This window comes from Enterococcus pseudoavium NBRC 100491, from assembly GCF_001544295.1.
Taxonomy (GTDB): Bacteria; Bacillota; Bacilli; order Lactobacillales; family Enterococcaceae; genus Enterococcus_A; species Enterococcus_A pseudoavium.
Genome location: NZ_BCQF01000010.1, coordinates 26133 through 43894 on the forward strand (window position 1 = coordinate 26133; position 17762 = coordinate 43894).

15 protein-coding genes are annotated in these 17762 nt (G+C 42.9%); 14 read left to right on the forward strand and 1 reads right to left on the reverse strand.

Annotation, left to right across the window (positions count from 1 at the left end; translation table 11 throughout):
- The first annotated feature begins 334 nt into the window (after nt 1-334).
- From glpO to EP1_RS06425, 12 genes are all read left to right on the forward strand, one after another.
- On the forward strand, nt 335-2137 hold the full coding sequence (glpO, locus tag EP1_RS06370) for a type 1 glycerol-3-phosphate oxidase (protein ID WP_083507505.1): 1803 nt from the start codon (nt 335-337) through the stop codon (nt 2135-2137).
- 26 nt (nt 2138-2163) lie between these two features.
- Nucleotides 2164-3669: a glycerol kinase GlpK gene (glpK, locus tag EP1_RS06375; protein WP_067625250.1), complete on the forward strand. Its 1506-nt coding sequence runs from the start codon at nt 2164-2166 to the stop codon at nt 3667-3669.
- 118 nt (nt 3670-3787) lie between these two features.
- On the forward strand, nt 3788-4510 hold the full coding sequence (locus EP1_RS06380) for an MIP/aquaporin family protein (protein WP_067625253.1): 723 nt from the start codon (nt 3788-3790) through the stop codon (nt 4508-4510).
- 107 nt (nt 4511-4617) lie between these two features.
- Nucleotides 4618-5601, forward strand: a complete 984-nt coding sequence (dhaK, locus tag EP1_RS06385) for a dihydroxyacetone kinase subunit DhaK (RefSeq protein WP_067625257.1) — start codon at nt 4618-4620, stop codon at nt 5599-5601.
- A 76-nt stretch (nt 5602-5677) separates the two neighbouring features.
- Nucleotides 5678-6256: a dihydroxyacetone kinase subunit DhaL gene (gene dhaL, locus EP1_RS06390; protein WP_067625261.1), complete on the forward strand. Its 579-nt coding sequence runs from the start codon at nt 5678-5680 to the stop codon at nt 6254-6256.
- Complete coding sequence (gene dhaM, locus EP1_RS06395; RefSeq protein ID WP_067625266.1) at nt 6249-6617, forward strand: dihydroxyacetone kinase phosphoryl donor subunit DhaM; 369 nt, start codon at nt 6249-6251, stop codon at nt 6615-6617. Before dhaL ends, dhaM begins: the two co-directional genes overlap by 8 nt.
- Nucleotides 6618-6767: 150 nt before the next feature.
- On the forward strand, nt 6768-7940 hold the full coding sequence (locus EP1_RS06400) for a M20 metallopeptidase family protein (RefSeq protein ID WP_157065579.1): 1173 nt from the start codon (nt 6768-6770) through the stop codon (nt 7938-7940).
- Between the two features lie 94 nt (nt 7941-8034).
- Entirely contained in the window at nt 8035-9150 is a 1116-nt protein-coding gene (locus EP1_RS06405) for an MFS transporter (protein ID WP_245630586.1), read from the forward strand.
- Nucleotides 9151-9484: 334 nt separating this feature from the next.
- Nucleotides 9485-10180 carry a deoxynucleoside kinase gene (locus EP1_RS06410; RefSeq protein ID WP_067625281.1) on the forward strand — a complete coding sequence of 232 codons (696 nt, stop codon included), beginning with the start codon at nt 9485-9487 and terminating at the stop codon, nt 10178-10180.
- A gap of 55 nt (nt 10181-10235) precedes the next feature.
- On the forward strand, nt 10236-10979 hold the full coding sequence (pnuC, locus tag EP1_RS06415; RefSeq protein ID WP_067625284.1) for a nicotinamide riboside transporter PnuC: 744 nt from the start codon (nt 10236-10238) through the stop codon (nt 10977-10979).
- A 241-nt stretch (nt 10980-11220) separates the two neighbouring features.
- The gene (locus EP1_RS06420) at nt 11221-11775 is read left to right on the forward strand and encodes a PadR family transcriptional regulator (RefSeq protein WP_067625288.1); all 555 of its coding nucleotides are present in this window, start codon (nt 11221-11223) and stop codon (nt 11773-11775) included.
- Between the two features lie 21 nt (nt 11776-11796).
- On the forward strand, nt 11797-13332 hold the full coding sequence (locus tag EP1_RS06425; protein ID WP_067625292.1) for an MFS transporter: 1536 nt from the start codon (nt 11797-11799) through the stop codon (nt 13330-13332).
- A gap of 100 nt (nt 13333-13432) precedes the next feature.
- On the opposite strand, the gene EP1_RS06430 is transcribed toward EP1_RS06425, so the two are convergent.
- Nucleotides 13433-14359 (reverse strand): LysR family transcriptional regulator, encoded by a 927-nt coding sequence (locus EP1_RS06430; RefSeq protein WP_067625296.1) that lies wholly within the window; start codon nt 14357-14359, stop codon nt 13433-13435.
- 135 nt (nt 14360-14494) lie between these two features.
- On the opposite strand from EP1_RS06430, the gene metE reads away from it, so the two are divergent.
- Together metE and metF are read left to right on the forward strand one after the other, a co-directional pair.
- Complete coding sequence (metE, locus tag EP1_RS06435) at nt 14495-16738, forward strand: 5-methyltetrahydropteroyltriglutamate--homocysteine S-methyltransferase (protein WP_067625299.1); 2244 nt, start codon at nt 14495-14497, stop codon at nt 16736-16738.
- Nucleotides 16739-16741: 3 nt separating this feature from the next.
- Entirely contained in the window at nt 16742-17599 is an 858-nt protein-coding gene (metF, locus tag EP1_RS06440; protein ID WP_067625302.1) for a methylenetetrahydrofolate reductase [NAD(P)H], read from the forward strand.
- Nucleotides 17600-17762: the final 163 nt, after the last annotated feature.

The following is a 17762-nucleotide window of genomic DNA, read 5'->3' on the forward strand; positions in this document are numbered from 1 at the left end:
ACTTGTTTGGCTTAAGGGCGAACGTTAGTCAGTTCTTTTACGGATTTTTTTTAGAAAAGAGCCTGATTTGAACTCAGTTCAGCAAAATGACCCATTAGAATGATAGATTGTGCATTAAATTATAATCTAATTCTTTTGAAAGCGTTTTTTATTGTGCTACACTATTTTTATGAGGTCAGAGAGAATATATTTTTAACAGAAAAAAATATGAATGGTAGACTCTGACAAATGAGTTGCTGGCTATGAATCAGTCTGCTTTTCAGATGATTGGTCGATATAGTAACAATGGCTTAAATGTTTAGGATTAAGATAAAAAAGAGTGAGGTGTTTACAGGTGTTTTCTTTTCGAGAGCGAGCCAAAATGGTTCAAAAATTGGCGCAGGAAGAGTTTGACCTAGTGATTATCGGGGGCGGGATCACGGGAGCCGGCGTAGCGCTGCAAGCGGCGGCCTCTGGACTTTCTGTGGCTTTACTTGAAATGCAAGATTTTGCTGAAGGAACGTCCTCCCGTTCGACTAAACTAGTCCACGGGGGTCTTCGCTATCTCAAGACTTTTGATGTTGAGGTAGTCGCGGAGACAGTAGGGGAACGAGCGATCATTCAAGGAATTGCCCCCCATATTCCGAAAGCGGATCCAATGATTTTGCCGATTTTTGATGAACCCGGATCAACCTTCAATCTGTTTTCCGTCAAAGTTGCGATGGATCTATACGATCATTTAGCGGGGATTACCGGCGGCAAGTATGCGAATTATCTGTTGAGTAAAGAAGAAATCTTAGAGCGGGAACCGCAGTTGGCGTCCGATCATTTATTGGGTGGTGGCGTTTATCTGGATTATCGCAATAATGATGCCCGCTTAGTGATTGAAAATATCAAGCGAGCGGTGGAAGATGGTGCGGTGGCAGTTAGTCGCATGAAAGTAACCGAAATCAGCCATGATGCCAAAGGTCAAGTAGCGGGTGTAAAAGCGCAGGATTTATTGACGGAAGAAGCGATCACCATTCGTAGTAAATTGGTGCTTAATGCGGCTGGACCATGGTCAGATTTTGTAAATCAATTGGATGGAAAAATCAATCATAAACCCAATCTGCGGCCGACAAAAGGCGTACATTTAGTTGTTGCTGGTGAAAAATTAAAGGTGCCACAACCAACGTATTTTGATACAGGTGAAAATGATGGTCGCATGATTTTTGTGATTCCGCGAGAAGATAAGACCTACTTTGGAACAACGGATACCGATTATCAAGGGGATTATGATCGTCCGACCGTGGAACAAGAAGATGTCGATTATTTATTGAAAATCGTGAACCGACGCTATCCTGAGGTGCACTTAACGATCGATGATATCGAAGCGGCTTGGGCCGGACTGCGACCATTGATTGGGAATGCTGGCGGTGATTACAATGGCACGCAAAAAGAAAAAATCAGCGATGAGAATTTTGAAAAAATCATCCAGGCCGCCACGGATTACGCTAAGGGCAATCAATCGCGCCCTGAAGTTGAAAAGACAATTACCGAAGCCGCCAAAGAAGAGCCCAAGGACAATCCTTCAGCCGTTTCCCGCGGCAGTGATTTGAGGATTGCTTCAGATGGTTTATTGGTTTTATCAGGCGGGAAGCTGACGGATTATCGCTTGATGGCTACAGGAGCGATGGAGCGGATCATTGATTTATTGGATCGTAAGTATCAGCTGATCGATTCAGCCCACTACCCCGTTTCTGGCGGGGAGCTTGATCCTAAAAATGTCGATGAAGAATTAGCCCAATTTGCCAAAAAAGGCGAAGCACAAGGGTTAACGCCAGCAGAAGCACGTTTGATCGCCGATCTTTACGGTTCTAATGCAGAAAAAATTTTTGCTTTGCAGGATCAAGGGGCGTTTGCAGGTCTGACAGTAGCAGAATCGATGTCCTTGCGGTATGCCTTGGAATCAGAAATGACGCTGACGCCCGTCGATTATTTACTACGACGGACCAATTATATGTTGTTTATCAGTCACCGTTTAATGGAGATCAAAGAGGCGGTGGTTGAAGCAATGGCCAATTATTTCGCTTGGGATGCAGCCACCAAAGCAAAATACCAAGCAGAATTAGAGCAGCAGATCAACGAAACCCAATTAACGGATTTAAAAAAGCACTAAAATTTATAATATAAAGGAGTGGAAACATGGAGTCTTATATCATGTCAATCGATCAAGGAACCACGTCAAGTAGAGCAATCGTTTTCGACAAGGCAGGTAAGGAAGTCAGTTCTTCGCAAAAAGAATTTACCCAACACTTTCCAAAACCAGGCTGGGTCGAACATGACGCGAATGAAATTTGGAATTCAGTCCAATCAGTGATTGCCGGGGCCTTGATTGAAGGCGGCTTGAAGCCGAATCAAATTGAAGGAATCGGGATTACCAACCAACGGGAAACAACGGTCATTTGGGAAAAGGAAACCGGCCATCCAATCTATCATGCGATCGTCTGGCAATCAAAACAAACTAGCGAGATTGCCGATGAATTAAAAGAACAAGGTCATTCTGAGATGATTCAGAAAAAGACTGGCTTATTGATTGATTCTTATTTTTCAGCGACTAAAGTGAAATGGATCTTAGATCAGGTAGAAGGTTCTCGCGAACGCGCTAAAAATGGGGAATTATTATTTGGGACGATCGATACTTGGCTTGTTTGGAAATTGACAGGTGGCAAGGTCCATGTGTCTGACTACACGAATGCCAGCCGGACGATGATGTACAATATTTACGATTTGGAGTGGGACCAAGAAATTTTAGATCTCTTGGATATTCCAAAAGAAATGTTGCCAGAAGTCAAATCAAATTCAGAAGTTTACGGTTATACGGAAGATTACCATTTTTATGGCAATCAAGTACCAATCGGTGGAATGGCCGGAGACCAGCAGGCTGCACTTGTCGGTCAGTTGGCTTTTGATAAAGGTATGGTCAAAAATACCTATGGTACCGGAGCCTTCATCGTGATGAACACTGGCGAAAAACCGATCCTTTCTGAAACCGGTTTATTGACGACGATTGGTTATGGGATTGACGGGAAAGTTACCTATGCTTTAGAAGGAAGTATCTTTGTGGCCGGCTCTGCGATTCAATGGCTGCGGGATGGTTTGCGCATGGTAAACACGGCTCCAGAATCTGAAGACTATGCAAAACGCGTGGATAGTAGCGAAAATGTCTATGTCGTTCCAGCCTTCACTGGACTCGGAGCGCCATATTGGGATCAACAGGCACGGGGAGCGATTTTTGGTCTGACTCGCGGAACAACGAAAGAACATTTTATCCGAGCAACGCTGGAATCTTTAGCCTATCAAACGGCGGATGTCGTAAAGACGATGAGTAAAGATGCTGGCACCGAGATCAAGATGCTGCGGGTAGATGGTGGTGCTTCGAAAAATGATTTATTGATGCAATTCCAAGCCGATATTTTACAAACGCCGGTTGAGCGGGCGCCTTATTTGGAAACAACGGCTTTAGGTGTCGCTTATCTAGCCGGTTTAGCGGTGGGCTATTGGAAAGATATTGATGAAATCAAAAAATTCGCTGCCGATGGTCAACGTTTCGAACCGGAGATGAAACAAGCAGTAACGGATGATCTTTATGCCGGTTGGCAAGAAGCCGTTCAAGCGACAATGCAATACAAACATCAACCGAAGGAATAAAGCTTTACGTTTCACTAACTACTTGTTGTGGGGAGGTTCCGCAAGTCCCGTGGAGTGTCCCCACAAGTAAAGATAAACAGCATTTTATCAGAGCTAAAAAAATAGGGGGGAAATATCAATGGACACAAGTACGGCGACACAAGTTATTGGAGAAATTATTGGTACGATGATTTTGGTTTTATTAGGTGATGGAGTTGTTGCAGGTGTTAGCTTACGGAAAAGTAAGGCGGAAGGCGCTGGTTGGATCGCTATCACGATGGGCTGGGGAGCGGCTGTTACCATCGGAGCTTATGCATCCGGTTATATGTCTTTTGCCCATCTGAATCCGGCAGTCACCATCAGTATGGCGCTGGCGGGAAATATTGGTTGGGATTTAGTAGTTCCCTATATCCTTGGTCAAATGATCGGAGCGATCATCGGAGCGATCTTGGTTTATATTCAATATTATCCTCATTGGAAAGAAACAAAAGATTCCGCGACAATTTTAGGCGTCTTCGCCACTGGCCCAGCGATTCGCAGTCTAGGTGCCAACTTAGTCAGTGAAATTATCGGGACCTTTATGTTGGTATTTGCCTTGTTGACTTTCGGAATGAATAAATTCGGTCAAGGCTTGAATCCAATCGCAGTCGGACTTTTGATTTTAGTGATCGGACTGTCACTTGGCGGGACCACTGGCTACGCCATCAATCCTGCGCGAGACCTTGGTCCGCGGATCGCGCATGCCTTTTTACCAATTCCTAACAAGGGTGATTCTGACTGGGGATATGCTTGGGTACCGGTTGTAGGCCCTATTATTGGCGGGATTTTGGCGACTCTATTGTTTATGATTCTACCAATTTAAACTGGTTGCGGGGGAATAGAATGTTCTATTGCCCTCGTCTGTTTTTCTGCCGATTAGTTAAAAATTACCTTCGATTCAAATTAGCGTAATAAAAGGAGGAAGTCTAGTTGAAAAAAATTATTAATGAACCTAAAAATGTCGTGGAAGAAATGGTCAGCGGCTTAGTTGCAGCCTATCCCGATTATGTGAAACAAGTTGCAGAAACGTTAGTCGTGGCCCGCACGGATGATTATGAACAAGTTGCCTTAGTCAGCGGCGGTGGCAGTGGTCACGAACCTGCTCATGCTGGTTTTGTCGGCGATGGGATGCTGAGTGCAGCGGTTTGCGGACAAGTCTTTACTTCACCTACCCCCGACCAAATTCATGAAGCAATTAAGGCGACCGATAAAGGGAAAGGCACATTGCTGATCGTTAAAAATTATTCCGGCGATGTCATGAATTTTGATATGGCAAAAGAGCTGGCTGAAATGGATGAGATTGAAGTCGCTTCGGTGTTAGTTGATGATGATATCGCGGTCGAAGACAGCACGTATACGCAAGGCCGTCGCGGGGTTGCCGGGACGATTCTCGTGCATAAAATTTTAGGTGCCATGGCTCGTGAAGGCAAAAGCGTTTCTGAGTTGGCTAGTTATGGGAAAGAATTAGTCCAAGACATCAAGACTGTGGGGATTGCCTTATCTGGCGCAACAGTTCCCGAAGTTGGAAAGCCAGGGTTTGTTTTAGCAGAAGATGAAATGGAGTTTGGTGTCGGAATTCACGGCGAGCCCGGCTATCGTCGGGAAAAAATCAAACCTTCCCATGAAATCGCTCAAGAGATTATCGGGAAACTGAAAGCGGAGTTCGACTGGCAAGCGGGTGATCAATATGGTCTGTTCGTCAACGGGATGGGCGGTACACCATTGATGGAATTATTCATTCTGTTCAATGATGCCAAGCAGATTCTAGCTGAAGACCAGATTGAGTTGGCGTTCACTAAAGTCGGTAATTATATGACTTCCTTAGAAATGGCGGGGGCATCGATCACGATGATCAAATTGGATGCCGAACGCAAACGTTTGCTAAATGAACCAGTCCACACGATTGCTTGGTAATTTTTTAGTAAAAAAATAGCAAAATCAATCAACGTAACAAAGTACGGGTGATTTTTTGATGAAAGAGGCGAAGCGGATGTTTACACCAGAGAATTTACGGAAGACCTTAGAATTATTCAATGAAAAGATCCAAAGTAAAAAAGACTATTTAAGTGAACTGGATACGCCAATTGGAGATGGCGACCATGGAAATAATATGGCTCGGGGAATGGATGCGGTCATGGCCGCCGATCTTTCCGGTGACTTGCCTGCTATTTTCAAAGCAACGGCGATGGCTTTGATCAGCAAAGTGGGCGGGGCTTCGGGGCCCCTTTATGGAACGGCGATGATGGAGATGATGAAGGCCAGTAAAGAAAGTGCCGATCCTAAAATCTTGCTGACGGCAGCGATTGCCGGAATCAAAAAGCGGGGAAATTCGGAGGTTGGCGAAAAAACTATGCTGGATTTGTGGGTACCTGCCGTAGATAGTTTAAATAACGGTACGTTGGATTCAGCAAAATTAACAGAATTTGTCGAAAAAACCAAAGACATCAAAGCGACAAAAGGTCGGGCATCCTATGTTGGTGAACGCTCCATCGGTCATATCGATCCTGGCGCAATGTCATCGGCGTATCTCTTCGAATCCATGCTTGAGGCAGGTGTTTTTAATGAGTAGAGGAGTAGTTTTAGTTTCCCATACGCAAGAAATTCCAGCAGGCTTGAAACGTTTGATCGGTGAAGTCGCCAAAGATATACCGGTAACGACGGCTGGTGGGTTGGAAGATGGTGGAATCGGAACATCGATGGAACGGATTTCACAAGCGATTGAAGAAAATCCTGCGACGGAGTTGTTGGCTTTTTATGATTTGGGCAGTGCCAAAATGAATTTGGAAATGGCGATCGAAATGACTGAGAAAAAGGTCAAACTTTTCGACACGGCCTTTGTAGAGAGTGCCTATACTGCGTGTGCGTTATTAGCAGCGGGCGCGGAAGAAAGTGAAATCGAAAAACAATTAGCAGAATTAAAAATCAAGTAACTATTTCTAGGAAAGAGGGTCTGTTAACGCAGATACCTCTTTTTTTAAATAATCCGATTATTTAGAAATTATTTTTTTGTTTTTTTTCAATTAAAAGAAAAACACATTCTATTTTCCCAATATGGTATGATTTTTTTAGGGGGAATGAAGATGGAAATGATTAAAGAAGAAACTTTACAAGCAGAACTAGTGGCGATTCGTCGTCACTTGCACCAATACCCAGAAGTCGGAATGGATTTGCCGGCAACGAAAGAATTCGTTTGGGAAAAATTAATCGAGTACGGTTACGAGCCAAGAGAATGCGGCAGCATGGGGATCAGCTGTACGGTTGGTCAAGGGCCACGCGTCTTTTTATTACGAGGTGATATGGATGCTTTGCCATTAACGGAGGATAATGACTTACCGTTTCGTTCAGAAAATGGCGCCGTACATGCTTGCGGTCACGATATGCACACGACCATGCTATTAGGGGCCGCGAAGCTTTTGAAAGAACGCGAAGCAGAGTTAACCGGTGTCGTAAAATTGCTTTTCCAACCGGGGGAAGAAATCTTGCAAGGGGCAAAGGATTGTTTAGCAGGCGGCATCTTAGAAGATCCTAAAGTTGATGCTGGGGCAATGCTCCACGTTTTTCCATTTGAGGATTTGCCGCTGAAAAAAATTATTGTAGCGCCGAGTGGTACGTTTATGGCTAGTGCCGATTGGTTTGAGATTAAGATTGAAGGGGTCGGAAGTCATGGTTCGATGCCGGAAGTTGCGATTGACCCAATCAATGTCGCCACCAAGATTTACGAAGCGTTACAAACGCTGTCTGCCCGCGAGATTAGTTCAGCGGAACGCTTTGTTTTAACGATCGGTGAGTTTGTGGGTGGGACACCTGGCTCATCCAATACGATCCCGAATTCGGCTTACATGAAAGGAACTTTGCGGACCGTGAAAGAAGAGGTTCGTCAGCAAATCAAAAAACGGATGGTCGAGATTTCAGCAGCCATCGGTCAAGCCTTTGGTGCGAAAGTAACCGTTGATTTTACGAATGGTTGCCGTAGCAATGTGGTTGATCCAGCGGTGACGGAAGCAGTTAAAACCGGATTGGAAACCGTTTTTCCTGACAATCTTTTGCAGCAATCACCGTTAGTCGCGCCAATCATGAATAGTGAAGACTTTGGCGAGATCAGCCATCGAATCTCTACGACAACGATGTTTATCACTGCTGCCGAAACGGAATTGATGCTACACAATCCAAAAATTGTTTTTGATGAGTCTATTCTAGCTTTTGGTGCAACGGTCTATGTGGAAGCGGCACTGGCTTATTTAGAAAGTGTTTAGGAAAATGGGGAAGGGCAAGCTTAATTCTTCGTTGCTCCTAATATTTTTAGGATATACGTGTGTCTATCTTGACAAGAATGTCATTAGTTTATCGGTGATCCCCATCGCACAGGATTTAGGCATCAATGCGGGCCAAAAAGGATTGATCTTGAGTGCCTTTTTTCTAGGGTATACACTTTTTCAAATTCCTTTCGGCTTCTTAGGAAATCGTTTAGGCAGTCGAAAGATCATGACTTTTGCGGTTTTATTGATCGGTGTCTTGATGATTTGCTTGGGTTTTGGTTTTTCACTGCTGTATTTATTGGTGATCCGGTTTGCGGCCGGCTCGTTTGGCCATGCGGGTTATCCCTCAGCAGTTAGCGCCTTTGTGACGCAAGAAGTCGCACCTGCTAAAAGGGCTTCCGTTCAGTCTGCAATGATTGCTTCTTCCGGCTTTGCCGGCATCGTGGGTCCCTTATTAGTCGTGCCCCTACTAACTTTAGTCGGTTGGCAGCTGACGTATTTCTTTTATGGGCTAATCGTTGTGGTTATTGGCTTGCTGATGCTTAGAGGCATTCCTAAAACGGCCGGGCAACCGCTCGTTAGCGCGAATCAGGCCAATATTTCTTTTGCGGAAGTGCTCAAAGATCGAAATGTCTGGATCATGGTGCTGGCGGCTTTTTTCATCAATGCGGCAGCTTATGGGATGACCGGTTGGCTGGCTTCTTACTTGGTGGATGAGTTTCATTTGACGATGAATAAGATGGCACTTTTAAGTGCCTTGATCGGTTTCGTGATGATGATCAGTGCAATATTTGCCGGATCAATGATCGAACATTATTTCAAAAAGCATGAAAAGCAGGTGATTTTTGTGGCTGCGATATTCGGCGGGGCGGGAGCTTTGCTATTGGCCCGGAGTCATTCATTGGTTTTGAGTATGCTCTTTTTCGGTCTAGCCGTTGCGGCTGCGGGAATCGCTTTTGCGACGTTGATGAGTTTACCGGTGAAATTGTTTGATGAACGAGAAGTTTCTACCAAGTATGCCATTATCAATGCAGTCGGTGTATCCGGCGGGTTCGGTGCCCCGATGATCATTGGCTGGTTGGTCAATAAGAGTGGGACTTATAACGGCGCCTTTACTTTTATTGCCCTAGTCTTTGTTTTGGCGGGAACTTTTTCCCTGATTATTCAGACAAACGAACAACAAGAGCTCGGAGAACTGGAACAATAAAAGTTAGGTATTGGCAAGAATCGATCATTAAAAAATTTCGGATACAAAGAAAGCCGACCATTCATTTTGATGGTCGGTTTTTTTGGGGCGAACAATCATGGATGCGTTTATCAAGGTACTTTGTACAGTTTACTTCAGAATGTGGCCTTTTGCATGGGTCAAATTCTAAAATTTTGGAAACCGCTTTTTCATCAACCACTATATATAGTGGTCTAATTCTGCATATCACTAAAATGATACAAAATCTAGACTTTACTTCAAAAAAAATTAGGAGTAGTATGATCAAGGATTTGAAAGAAAAAATTTAGTTTTGTAAGAAGGGACGGATGAAACGATGTTATTAATCGCTGGCACGATCGGTGCAGGGAAGAGCAGTTTGACGGATATGTTATCACAAGAAATGAACTCAAAACCATTTTATGAAAATGTAGATGACAATGAAGTGCTGCCGTTGTTTTACTCGAATCCAGAAAAATATACGTTTTTGCTGCAAGTATTCTTTTTAAATAAACGTTTTTTAGCCATGAAGGATGCATTGAAGCAAGCCGACAATGTCTTAGACCGGACGATTTACGAGGATAGTCTGCTGTTTCATTTAAATGCAGATTTAGGTCGCGTCAGTCAGGCTGAGGTACTGCAATATGATAATTTATTGAACACGATGTTGAAGGAATTAGAGCAGGTCGTACCCCAGAAGCGCCCAGATCTATTGGTGTATATCAAAGTTTCCTTTGACGTAATGTTGGAACGGATCGAAAAACGCGGCCGGGAGTATGAACAAATTGCCACGAATCCAGAATTGTATGAGTACTATCGCCAAGTCAATCAGCGCTATCAACAATGGTATGAAAATTTTGATATTTGTCCGAAGATCCAAATTGATGGCGACCAATATGATTTTGTGGCCGATCCCCAAGCCTCAGCGGCGGTGATCCAGCAAATCAAGCTGGAGACGGCTAAATTGAATCAGTTGGCATTAAAACCGGCGAACTACTATTCAGCTGGAAAGATTGAAAAAGGAATTTTTTAATCTTTCCTTTTTTCAAGATAAAAAAAGAACGACTGTTTTATAGAAGGAGCCAATTATGTTAAATTATTTCAAGTTTTTATTGCACCAATTAAAAGGTTGGCCGCAACAAAATTATTATTTATTTTTCTTTAGTCTCGGCTGTCAGCTTATGACGTTGGTCAATCAGCCCCTCACGTTATTGACAGTGATCACCTTTAGCGGAACGACTTTAGGTGTCCTGTGCATTTTATCCATCAACGCTGCGAAATCGGTCAATGGGATTTTAGGTATTATTTCGGCCATCTGCTTTATTTATGTCGGCTTTTCAGCCAAAAATTATTTAAGTATCGGTGAGCAAATCGCATATATGCTTACCTTGGATATTCCCGTATTGTTGAGTAAAGAATGGAATCATAACATGGCCTCAAAAATCCGTCAGTTTAAAGGGAAAACCTGGATCGTGGCGATTGTCAGCACTGTCTTGGTTTATTTTGTTTCGGGTTATTTGATGCAACGCTTTACCGATGATCCGCGTCCGTGGATCGATGCGATCGCTTTTTCAATCAGTTTAAGCGCCGGGATCATTAGTTTTTTACGGTACAACAATCAATATTTCTGGTGGCTGGCTTCAGGGTTGGCGCAAATGGTTTTGTGGTATGTCTCTTTCATCCATGGATCCGCCAGCTTGGCGATGTTTGTCAACAGCTCGGTCTATTTGATCAACGATGTCATCGCCTTCACCGTCTCTCCTTGGTACAATCAAAAAACACGGGCGAGAATGCAGCAAGTGGAAGAAGAATATTATCATTTGAGTCATTGATCCATCAGCTCGGCTTAAGTTATTAAAATTTTTGAGACTTTGTGTTAGTTGGTTCTCGCTGGTGAAAGTCGGGTGAGAATGAACCTGCGCAAGGTCTTTTTTAGGATTAAAGAGAAAAGTCCTTCATTAATAACAGGATGAGAACTAAAAATTTTTTAATTGACAATGTGTCTAAAAGACTTATAATAAGCAAGTCGATAGGTCTAAAAGACTTATTCTAATTCGTCGAAAGGAGGATAAAATGTACGATTTATTACTGTTAGGTTCCTTGATTACCGGGGACAAAACCGGCTATAAATTGCAAAAAATTGTCGGATCCGCTTTGCAGCCGATGCGTAAGGTTTCGAGTGGAGTTCTGTATCCTTCATTAGAAAGACTGGAAAAAGATGGATTGGTCACTTCTAGGCTTTATGAAGAAGGACGAAAAATAAAATTATGGCACATCACTTCAGAAGGTGTAGCTCGTTTTATCGAATTGATGAAAGAAAAAATCCCCTCTGACGCAAAGCGCAATGATATGATTCATTTTAAACTTCGTTCGTTGGATAGTGTCACATTGGCGGATCAATTGGCTATTTTGAATGAATTCAAGCTGTTCATTGAAAAAGATCTAGCTTTTTATCAGCAGGCACAGGAAGATATGGCCGCCCACCAAGAACGTTTTCCGGAAAATGCGGAACGCTTTCGAATATTGGCAGAAGCTTACGAGCTGGATATCCAAATGGCCCAAACCAAACGAACATGGATCAATAAACAAATCGCTGATCGCAAACCAGCGAAGGATCAACAAGATTGATAGAGAGAGTGATAACAAATTATGGAAAAATCTTCAAAAAAATGGTTCTCATTAGTCGCCATGTCTTTAGGCGTTTTTATGGGACTCTTAGATGTGACGGTCGTCAATGTCGCACTACCAACGATGCAAAAGGCCTTTGATGCCCCCTTTACTCAATTGCAATGGGTTCTAAATGCGTATACGCTAGTATTTGCGGTGACGTTATTGATTGTTTCCAAGATGGGGGATATGTACGGTCGTAAAAAAGTCTTTTTAGCCAGTTTGATTTTGTTCGTGATCGCTTCAGTCGTGAACGGTTTTGCCCCTTCCTTATTAGTTTTGGATCTTGGTCGTGGCGTTCAAGCGATCGGGGGAGCCGGCATGATGTCGCTATCGATGGCCTTAGTCGCTTCCAACTTCGACGGGAAACAGCGGGGCTTGGCACTAGGTATTTTAGGTTCAGTGATTGGCTTGTCGTCAGCTTCGGGTCCGTTAGTCGGTGGTTTATTGGTAGATGCATTTGGTTGGGAATCGATTTTCTTTATCAATTTACCGATTGGAATCATCGCAGTGTTAATGACGATACGTTTTGTAAATGAAACGCCGAGTTATGGAAAAGATCAAAAAATTGATTTTATGGGAATGCTGTTATCAGCTGCGGCTTTATTCAGTGCTATTTATGGCTTGATCCAAAAAGAGACCCATGTCAACTGGGCTTGGACAAAACCGGCAGTCGGTGGCTGGCTGCTTTTAGCAATTATTTTATTGGTGTTATTTATTTTCGTCGAAACCAAAGTCAAAAATCCGATGATGAATTTAAAAATGTTCAAAAATATCAACTTCATCGGTTCAGTTTTAGTCGCCTTTGCTTTAGGCTCTGGGATTTACGCCTTCAATACGTATTTGACGGTCTTGATGCAAAATTATATCGGTTGGTCGGCCTTTGATACGGGGATTCGTCAATTGGCGTTATCCGTTTGGTCATTGATTTTAGGACCCGTTGTAGGAATCTTAGGCAATAAATTCTCAAAAAAATGGATGATCGTTGCCGGCTTATTAGTCAGCGGTGTCGGTTTCATCTTCTTGATCGGCCAATTATCGCCCACAATGGGTTATGCTCAGCTATGGCCAACGTTAGTCATGATCGGTATCGCGAATGGGATCGTTAATCCGGTCTTGAATTCGGCTGGGTTAGAAGGCGTAGCGCCTCATGAAATGGGAATGGCTTCTGGTCTCTTGAATGTCTTTCGGCAATTCGGAACGAGCTTTGGGGTCGTGATCTTAGGGATGGTTGAGTCCAATCGCTATGCGGATGTGGTCAATCAACAGGCAGCTAGTCTCCATTTACCGGCGAAATTAACCAATGGTTTAATCAATGCGGGGCCTTTTTCCGGTCATCAAATTGCTTTTTCGGAGGCTTTAAGCAAAGCTCCCTTTGCCCATGAGTTGCAAAAAATGGTGGTGAACGCTTTTGATCAAGGATTGATCCAAATTTGTTATGTAGCCGGCACGATTGTCTTGGTCGGTGCAGTCGGAGCGGCATTCTTTATGCGTGAAACCAAAGAAGTCGTTGAATAAAAATAATAGCGAAACAGTACTTGTTTTCCAACAAGTACTGTTTTTTTATGCTTTAGCGAACGTCGGGATCAATCGTTATTAGAGGTGCGGATTGACTTTGTTATGAAGGAATAATTTCAAATCCATACCCCCGAATATGTTCTTTCAGTAATTCTAAATAGTTCTGAGCTAGCGGACTCAGCTCAAGCTGTTGTTGTTTGATCCAGCCTAATGTGATCACATCATCGTGTTCTAAAGGAATCGCGACGATTTTGTCATCGTTTAATTCGCTACTGATTATCCCAGAGCTGATGGTATAGCCGTTCAATCCGACCATTAGATTAAAGATCGTGGCACGATCGCTAACTTTGATATTTTTTTTACGTTCCCAAGTGCTGAGAATTTCTTCTGAGAAATAGAACGAATTATTTTCCCCTTGTTCGTAAGATAAGTAAGGGTAGCCTTCCAGATCAGCCAGAGTTAAGGATTTGTTGGCGACTAAGGGATTGCTACGGCTGACAAAAACATGGGGTTTGGCTTCAAACAAGGGCGTAAAAACTAGATTTTTTTCTTTGAAAAGCTTTCTTAAAACTTGCTGGTTGAAGGAATTCAAATAAAGCACGCCCAATTCACTTTTGAAGCTAGTGAGATCATCCAGGATATTCTCCGTTTCAGTCTCTCGCAACGTAAAATTATATTCCTCCGCACTTACTGTTCGCAATAGTTCCACAAAGGCATGAACGACAAAGGCGTAATGTTGGGCCGAAACGGAAAAATTTTGTTTTCGGAGGGGTTCATTTTTGAATTTTTCTTCTAAGAGATTGACTTGATCTAAAATCTGCCGGCAATAGATCAAGAATTCTCGTCCTTCCGCAGTCGGTAGAATCCCTTGTTTGTTGCGGATCACTAATTGGACGTGCATTTCGCTTTCCAGTTCTTTTAATGCGTTAGATAAACTCGGCTGAGTTAAATACAACGCTTTTGCCGCTTCATTGATTGAGCCTTTTTCAATAATTTTTTCAAAATAAATTAATTGCTGTAAACGCATCTAATCCCCCCTTTTTTCAATAAGTATAATCGAGGTTATAGTTTTAAGCTATAACAGGTTATTACTTTTTTCAGTTATTCAAGGAAAAATCTCCGTGGTAATGTATACCGTAATATAACTGAAGGGGGAAGAAAGATGAAAACAACGATTATTGGATTTCCTAGAATTGGTGAACAGCGAGAGTTAAAGTTTGCTACTGAGAAATATTTCCGCAACGAATGGACAGCGACAGAATTGGAAGACTTTGCCAAGGAGCTGCGGAAAAAACATTGGCAATTAGTGAAAGCCAGCGGGGTGGAGGAGATTCCCAGCAATGATTTCTCTTTTTATGATACGACACTGGATACGGCGTGTTTACTGAATATCATACCGCAAGAAGTTGCCGAATTGAATTTGACTGAAAGGGAGAAGTATTTCGCTTTAGCCCGCGGTTACCAAGGAGAAAAAGGAGACATCAAGGCGCGGCCAATGAAAAAGTGGTTCAATACCAATTACCATTATATCGTGCCAAAATTTGAGCAAACGACGAAAATTTCTGTCACCGGTACGAAGATTTTCGATGAATATTATGAAGCAAAGGCTTTAGGAATCGAAACACGTCCAGTGATTTTAGGCCCATTTACGTTAATCCAGCTCAGCGAGTTCGAAACCGGAACGGATCGAGGGACAATCATCTCCGATCTAACGAATGCTTACCAAGAAATTTTACAGCGTTTCGAGAGTTTAGGCGTAAAATGGGTTCAATTGGATGAACCTGGATTAGTGAAGGATTTAACCCCAGAAGAATTAGCTGAATTCAAGACGATTTATCAGGCATTATTAGCAAATAAAGAAATCAAAGTCTTGCTGCAGACGTATTTCGGTGATATTCGTGATGCTTATGAGACGGTCATCGATCTGCCTTTTGCTGGAATTGGTTTGGACTTTGTTGAGGGTCGTAAAACTTTGGAATTAGTGAAGCAGGGCTTTCCGGCAGAAAAAGAATTGTTTGCGGGGGTAGTCAACGGTAAAAATATTTGGCGCAATCATTATCAAGCAACGATCGATTTATTACAGGAAATCAATCCCGCCAAACTTGTTCTGACGACTTCTTGTTCATTGTTACATGTTCCATTTACTACGGCAAATGAAATTTTTGCGCCAGAGATCAATCAACATTTTGCTTTTGCTAAAGAAAAATTAGCAGAATTGGTCGATTTGGCTAATATATTAGCAGGAGACGAGGCACAATTAGCGGCCAATCAAGCCCTGTTTGCGCAACCCCGTTTTAATGAGAATCAAGCGATTCAAGCAAAAGTCGCTGCTTTGACGGCAAAAGACTATTTGCGGGAGCCAGTCTTTGAAGAGCGCGAAAGTCTACAAAGAGCCGCCTTCCAATTTCCGTTACTGCCAACTACCACGATCGGTTCTTTCCCGCAAACGCGAGAAGTCAAGCAGACGCGAGCAAAATACAAACGTCACGAAATCAGTGAAGCGCAGTACGATGCTTTTATTGCGCAGCAGATCGATGATTGGTTGAAATGGCAGACGGAGATCGGTTTAGATGTTTTGGTCCATGGAGAATTTGAGCGAAATGACATGGTGGAATACTTTGGTCAAAATTTGTCGGGCTATCTTTTTAGTAAAAATGGTTGGGTTCAGTCGTATGGCACGCGCTGTGTGAAACCACCGATCATATGGGGGGATATCGCTCGGGAACAGGCGATCACAGTTAAATGGTCTACTTATGCTCAACAGCAAACCAAAAAAATTGTTAAAGGGATGCTAACAGGTCCTGTCACGATTTTGAACTGGTCATTTCCACGAGAAGATATCAGCCTCAAAGCCTCCACTTTGCAGATTGCTTTGGCGATCCAAGAAGAAGTTTTGGATTTGGAGAAAAATGGAATTCGCGTAATTCAAATCGATGAAGCGGCTTTACGGGAAAAATTACCATTGAGAAAAAGTGATTGGTATACTGAATATTTAGATTGGGCAATTCCGGCCTTTCGTTTAGTCCACAGCAAGGTCCAACCGACCACCCAAATTCATACTCATATGTGTTATAGCGAATTCACCGATATTATCCCAGCGATCGATCAAATGGATGCAGATGTGATTTCTTTTGAAGCCTCACGTTCGAATCTCGCAATTTTAGATGAACTAAAACGGCAGCACTTTAAAACCGCCGTGGGTCCAGGTGTTTATGATATTCACTCACCACGAATTCCAGCAGTCGCTGAAATCAAACAAACGATTGAGAAAATTTTGGCGAAAGTACCGTTAGAAAAAGTGTGGATCAATCCTGACTGTGGCTTGAAAACCCGTGGAATTCCTGAAACTACCAAGAGTTTGAGCCATATGACCGAGGCGGTGAAACAAGTCAGGAAGGAGTTATAGCTGATGACTAGTACTCTATCTTTTGAAGTCTTTCCCCCAAATACGCAAATTGGAACCAGTAAATTGTTCAAGACACTGAAAGAGCTGCAACAGTTAAAGCCAGATTTTATCAGCGTGACCTGTAGCAACAACCGGCAAACGATCGAAGAGACGACCTTAAAAGTGGCGGACTATATTCATAACCAGCTGCAAGTCCCAACGATCGCCCATTTGCCAGCGGCCTATTTGCAGAAGGAACAGGTGGCGGCCTTATTACAGCAACTAGATCAAAGCGGGATTCATCAGATTCTCGCTTTGCGGGGAGATATTTTACCAGAACAAACGCCGAAGGAAGATTTTGTTTATGCGAGTGATTTGATTGCTTATATTAAAGACATAGCGCCCCAGTTTCATGTCAGTGGCGCCTGCTATCCCGAGATACATCCAGAATCAGCGAATCGCGTCACAGATATCAAACATTTGCAACAAAAGGTTACTGTAGGTTGTGAACAGCTGATCACTCAATTATTTTTTGATAACGATTTGTTTTATCAATTTCAAGAATCGTGCTATTTAGCGGACATTAAAGTGCCGATTCTCGCGGGGATCATGCCGGTGGTCAATCGAAAGCAGGCTTTGCGGCTGGTCAAGACGACTAACACCAAACTCCCGCGGAAATTTCTCGCAATTTTGGAAAAATATGAGCACGATCCAATCGCCTTAAAAGAAGCAGGCTTGGCTTATGCGATTGATCAAATCATTGATCTAGCAACGCAAGATGTTGCTGGCATCCATCTTTATACGATGAACAACGCTGAAGTAGCGAAGCATATTTGGCATCATACGAAAAATGTTTTAAATGGACAAGTTAAGGTAGGCTAAATGTCACTTAGAATCGTAAACCGCTAGGAATTCGACCTATTGGTTTACGATTTTTTTGCTGTTTTTGGCTATTTCCGATGAGAGAAGGTTCCTGCTGCAGAGCAAAGATATCCTTTTCACAAGGAGAGGTTAAATCGATAAAAGTAAAAACTACTATTAATTT

Bases quoted from the DNA above. Each gene is read 5' to 3' on its own strand.
- glpK (WP_067625250.1), top strand. From the start codon at position 2,164: ATGGAGTCTTATATCATGTCAATCGATCAAGGAACCACGTCAAGTAGA.
- EP1_RS06380 (WP_067625253.1), top strand. From the start codon at position 3,788: ATGGACACAAGTACGGCGACACAAGTTATTGGAGAAATTATTGGTACG.
- dhaL (WP_067625261.1), top strand. From the start codon at position 5,678: ATGTTTACACCAGAGAATTTACGGAAGACCTTAGAATTATTCAATGAA.
- dhaM (WP_067625266.1), top strand. From the start codon at position 6,249: ATGAGTAGAGGAGTAGTTTTAGTTTCCCATACGCAAGAAATTCCAGCA.
- EP1_RS06400 (WP_157065579.1), top strand. From the start codon at position 6,768: ATGGAAATGATTAAAGAAGAAACTTTACAAGCAGAACTAGTGGCGATT.
- EP1_RS06410 (WP_067625281.1), top strand. From the start codon at position 9,485: ATGTTATTAATCGCTGGCACGATCGGTGCAGGGAAGAGCAGTTTGACG.
- pnuC (WP_067625284.1), top strand. From the start codon at position 10,236: ATGTTAAATTATTTCAAGTTTTTATTGCACCAATTAAAAGGTTGGCCG.
- EP1_RS06420 (WP_067625288.1), top strand. From the start codon at position 11,221: ATGTACGATTTATTACTGTTAGGTTCCTTGATTACCGGGGACAAAACC.
- EP1_RS06425 (WP_067625292.1), top strand. From the start codon at position 11,797: ATGGAAAAATCTTCAAAAAAATGGTTCTCATTAGTCGCCATGTCTTTA.
- EP1_RS06430 (WP_067625296.1), bottom strand. From the start codon at position 14,359: ATGCGTTTACAGCAATTAATTTATTTTGAAAAAATTATTGAAAAAGGC.
- metE (WP_067625299.1), top strand. From the start codon at position 14,495: ATGAAAACAACGATTATTGGATTTCCTAGAATTGGTGAACAGCGAGAG.
- metF (WP_067625302.1), top strand. From the start codon at position 16,742: ATGACTAGTACTCTATCTTTTGAAGTCTTTCCCCCAAATACGCAAATT.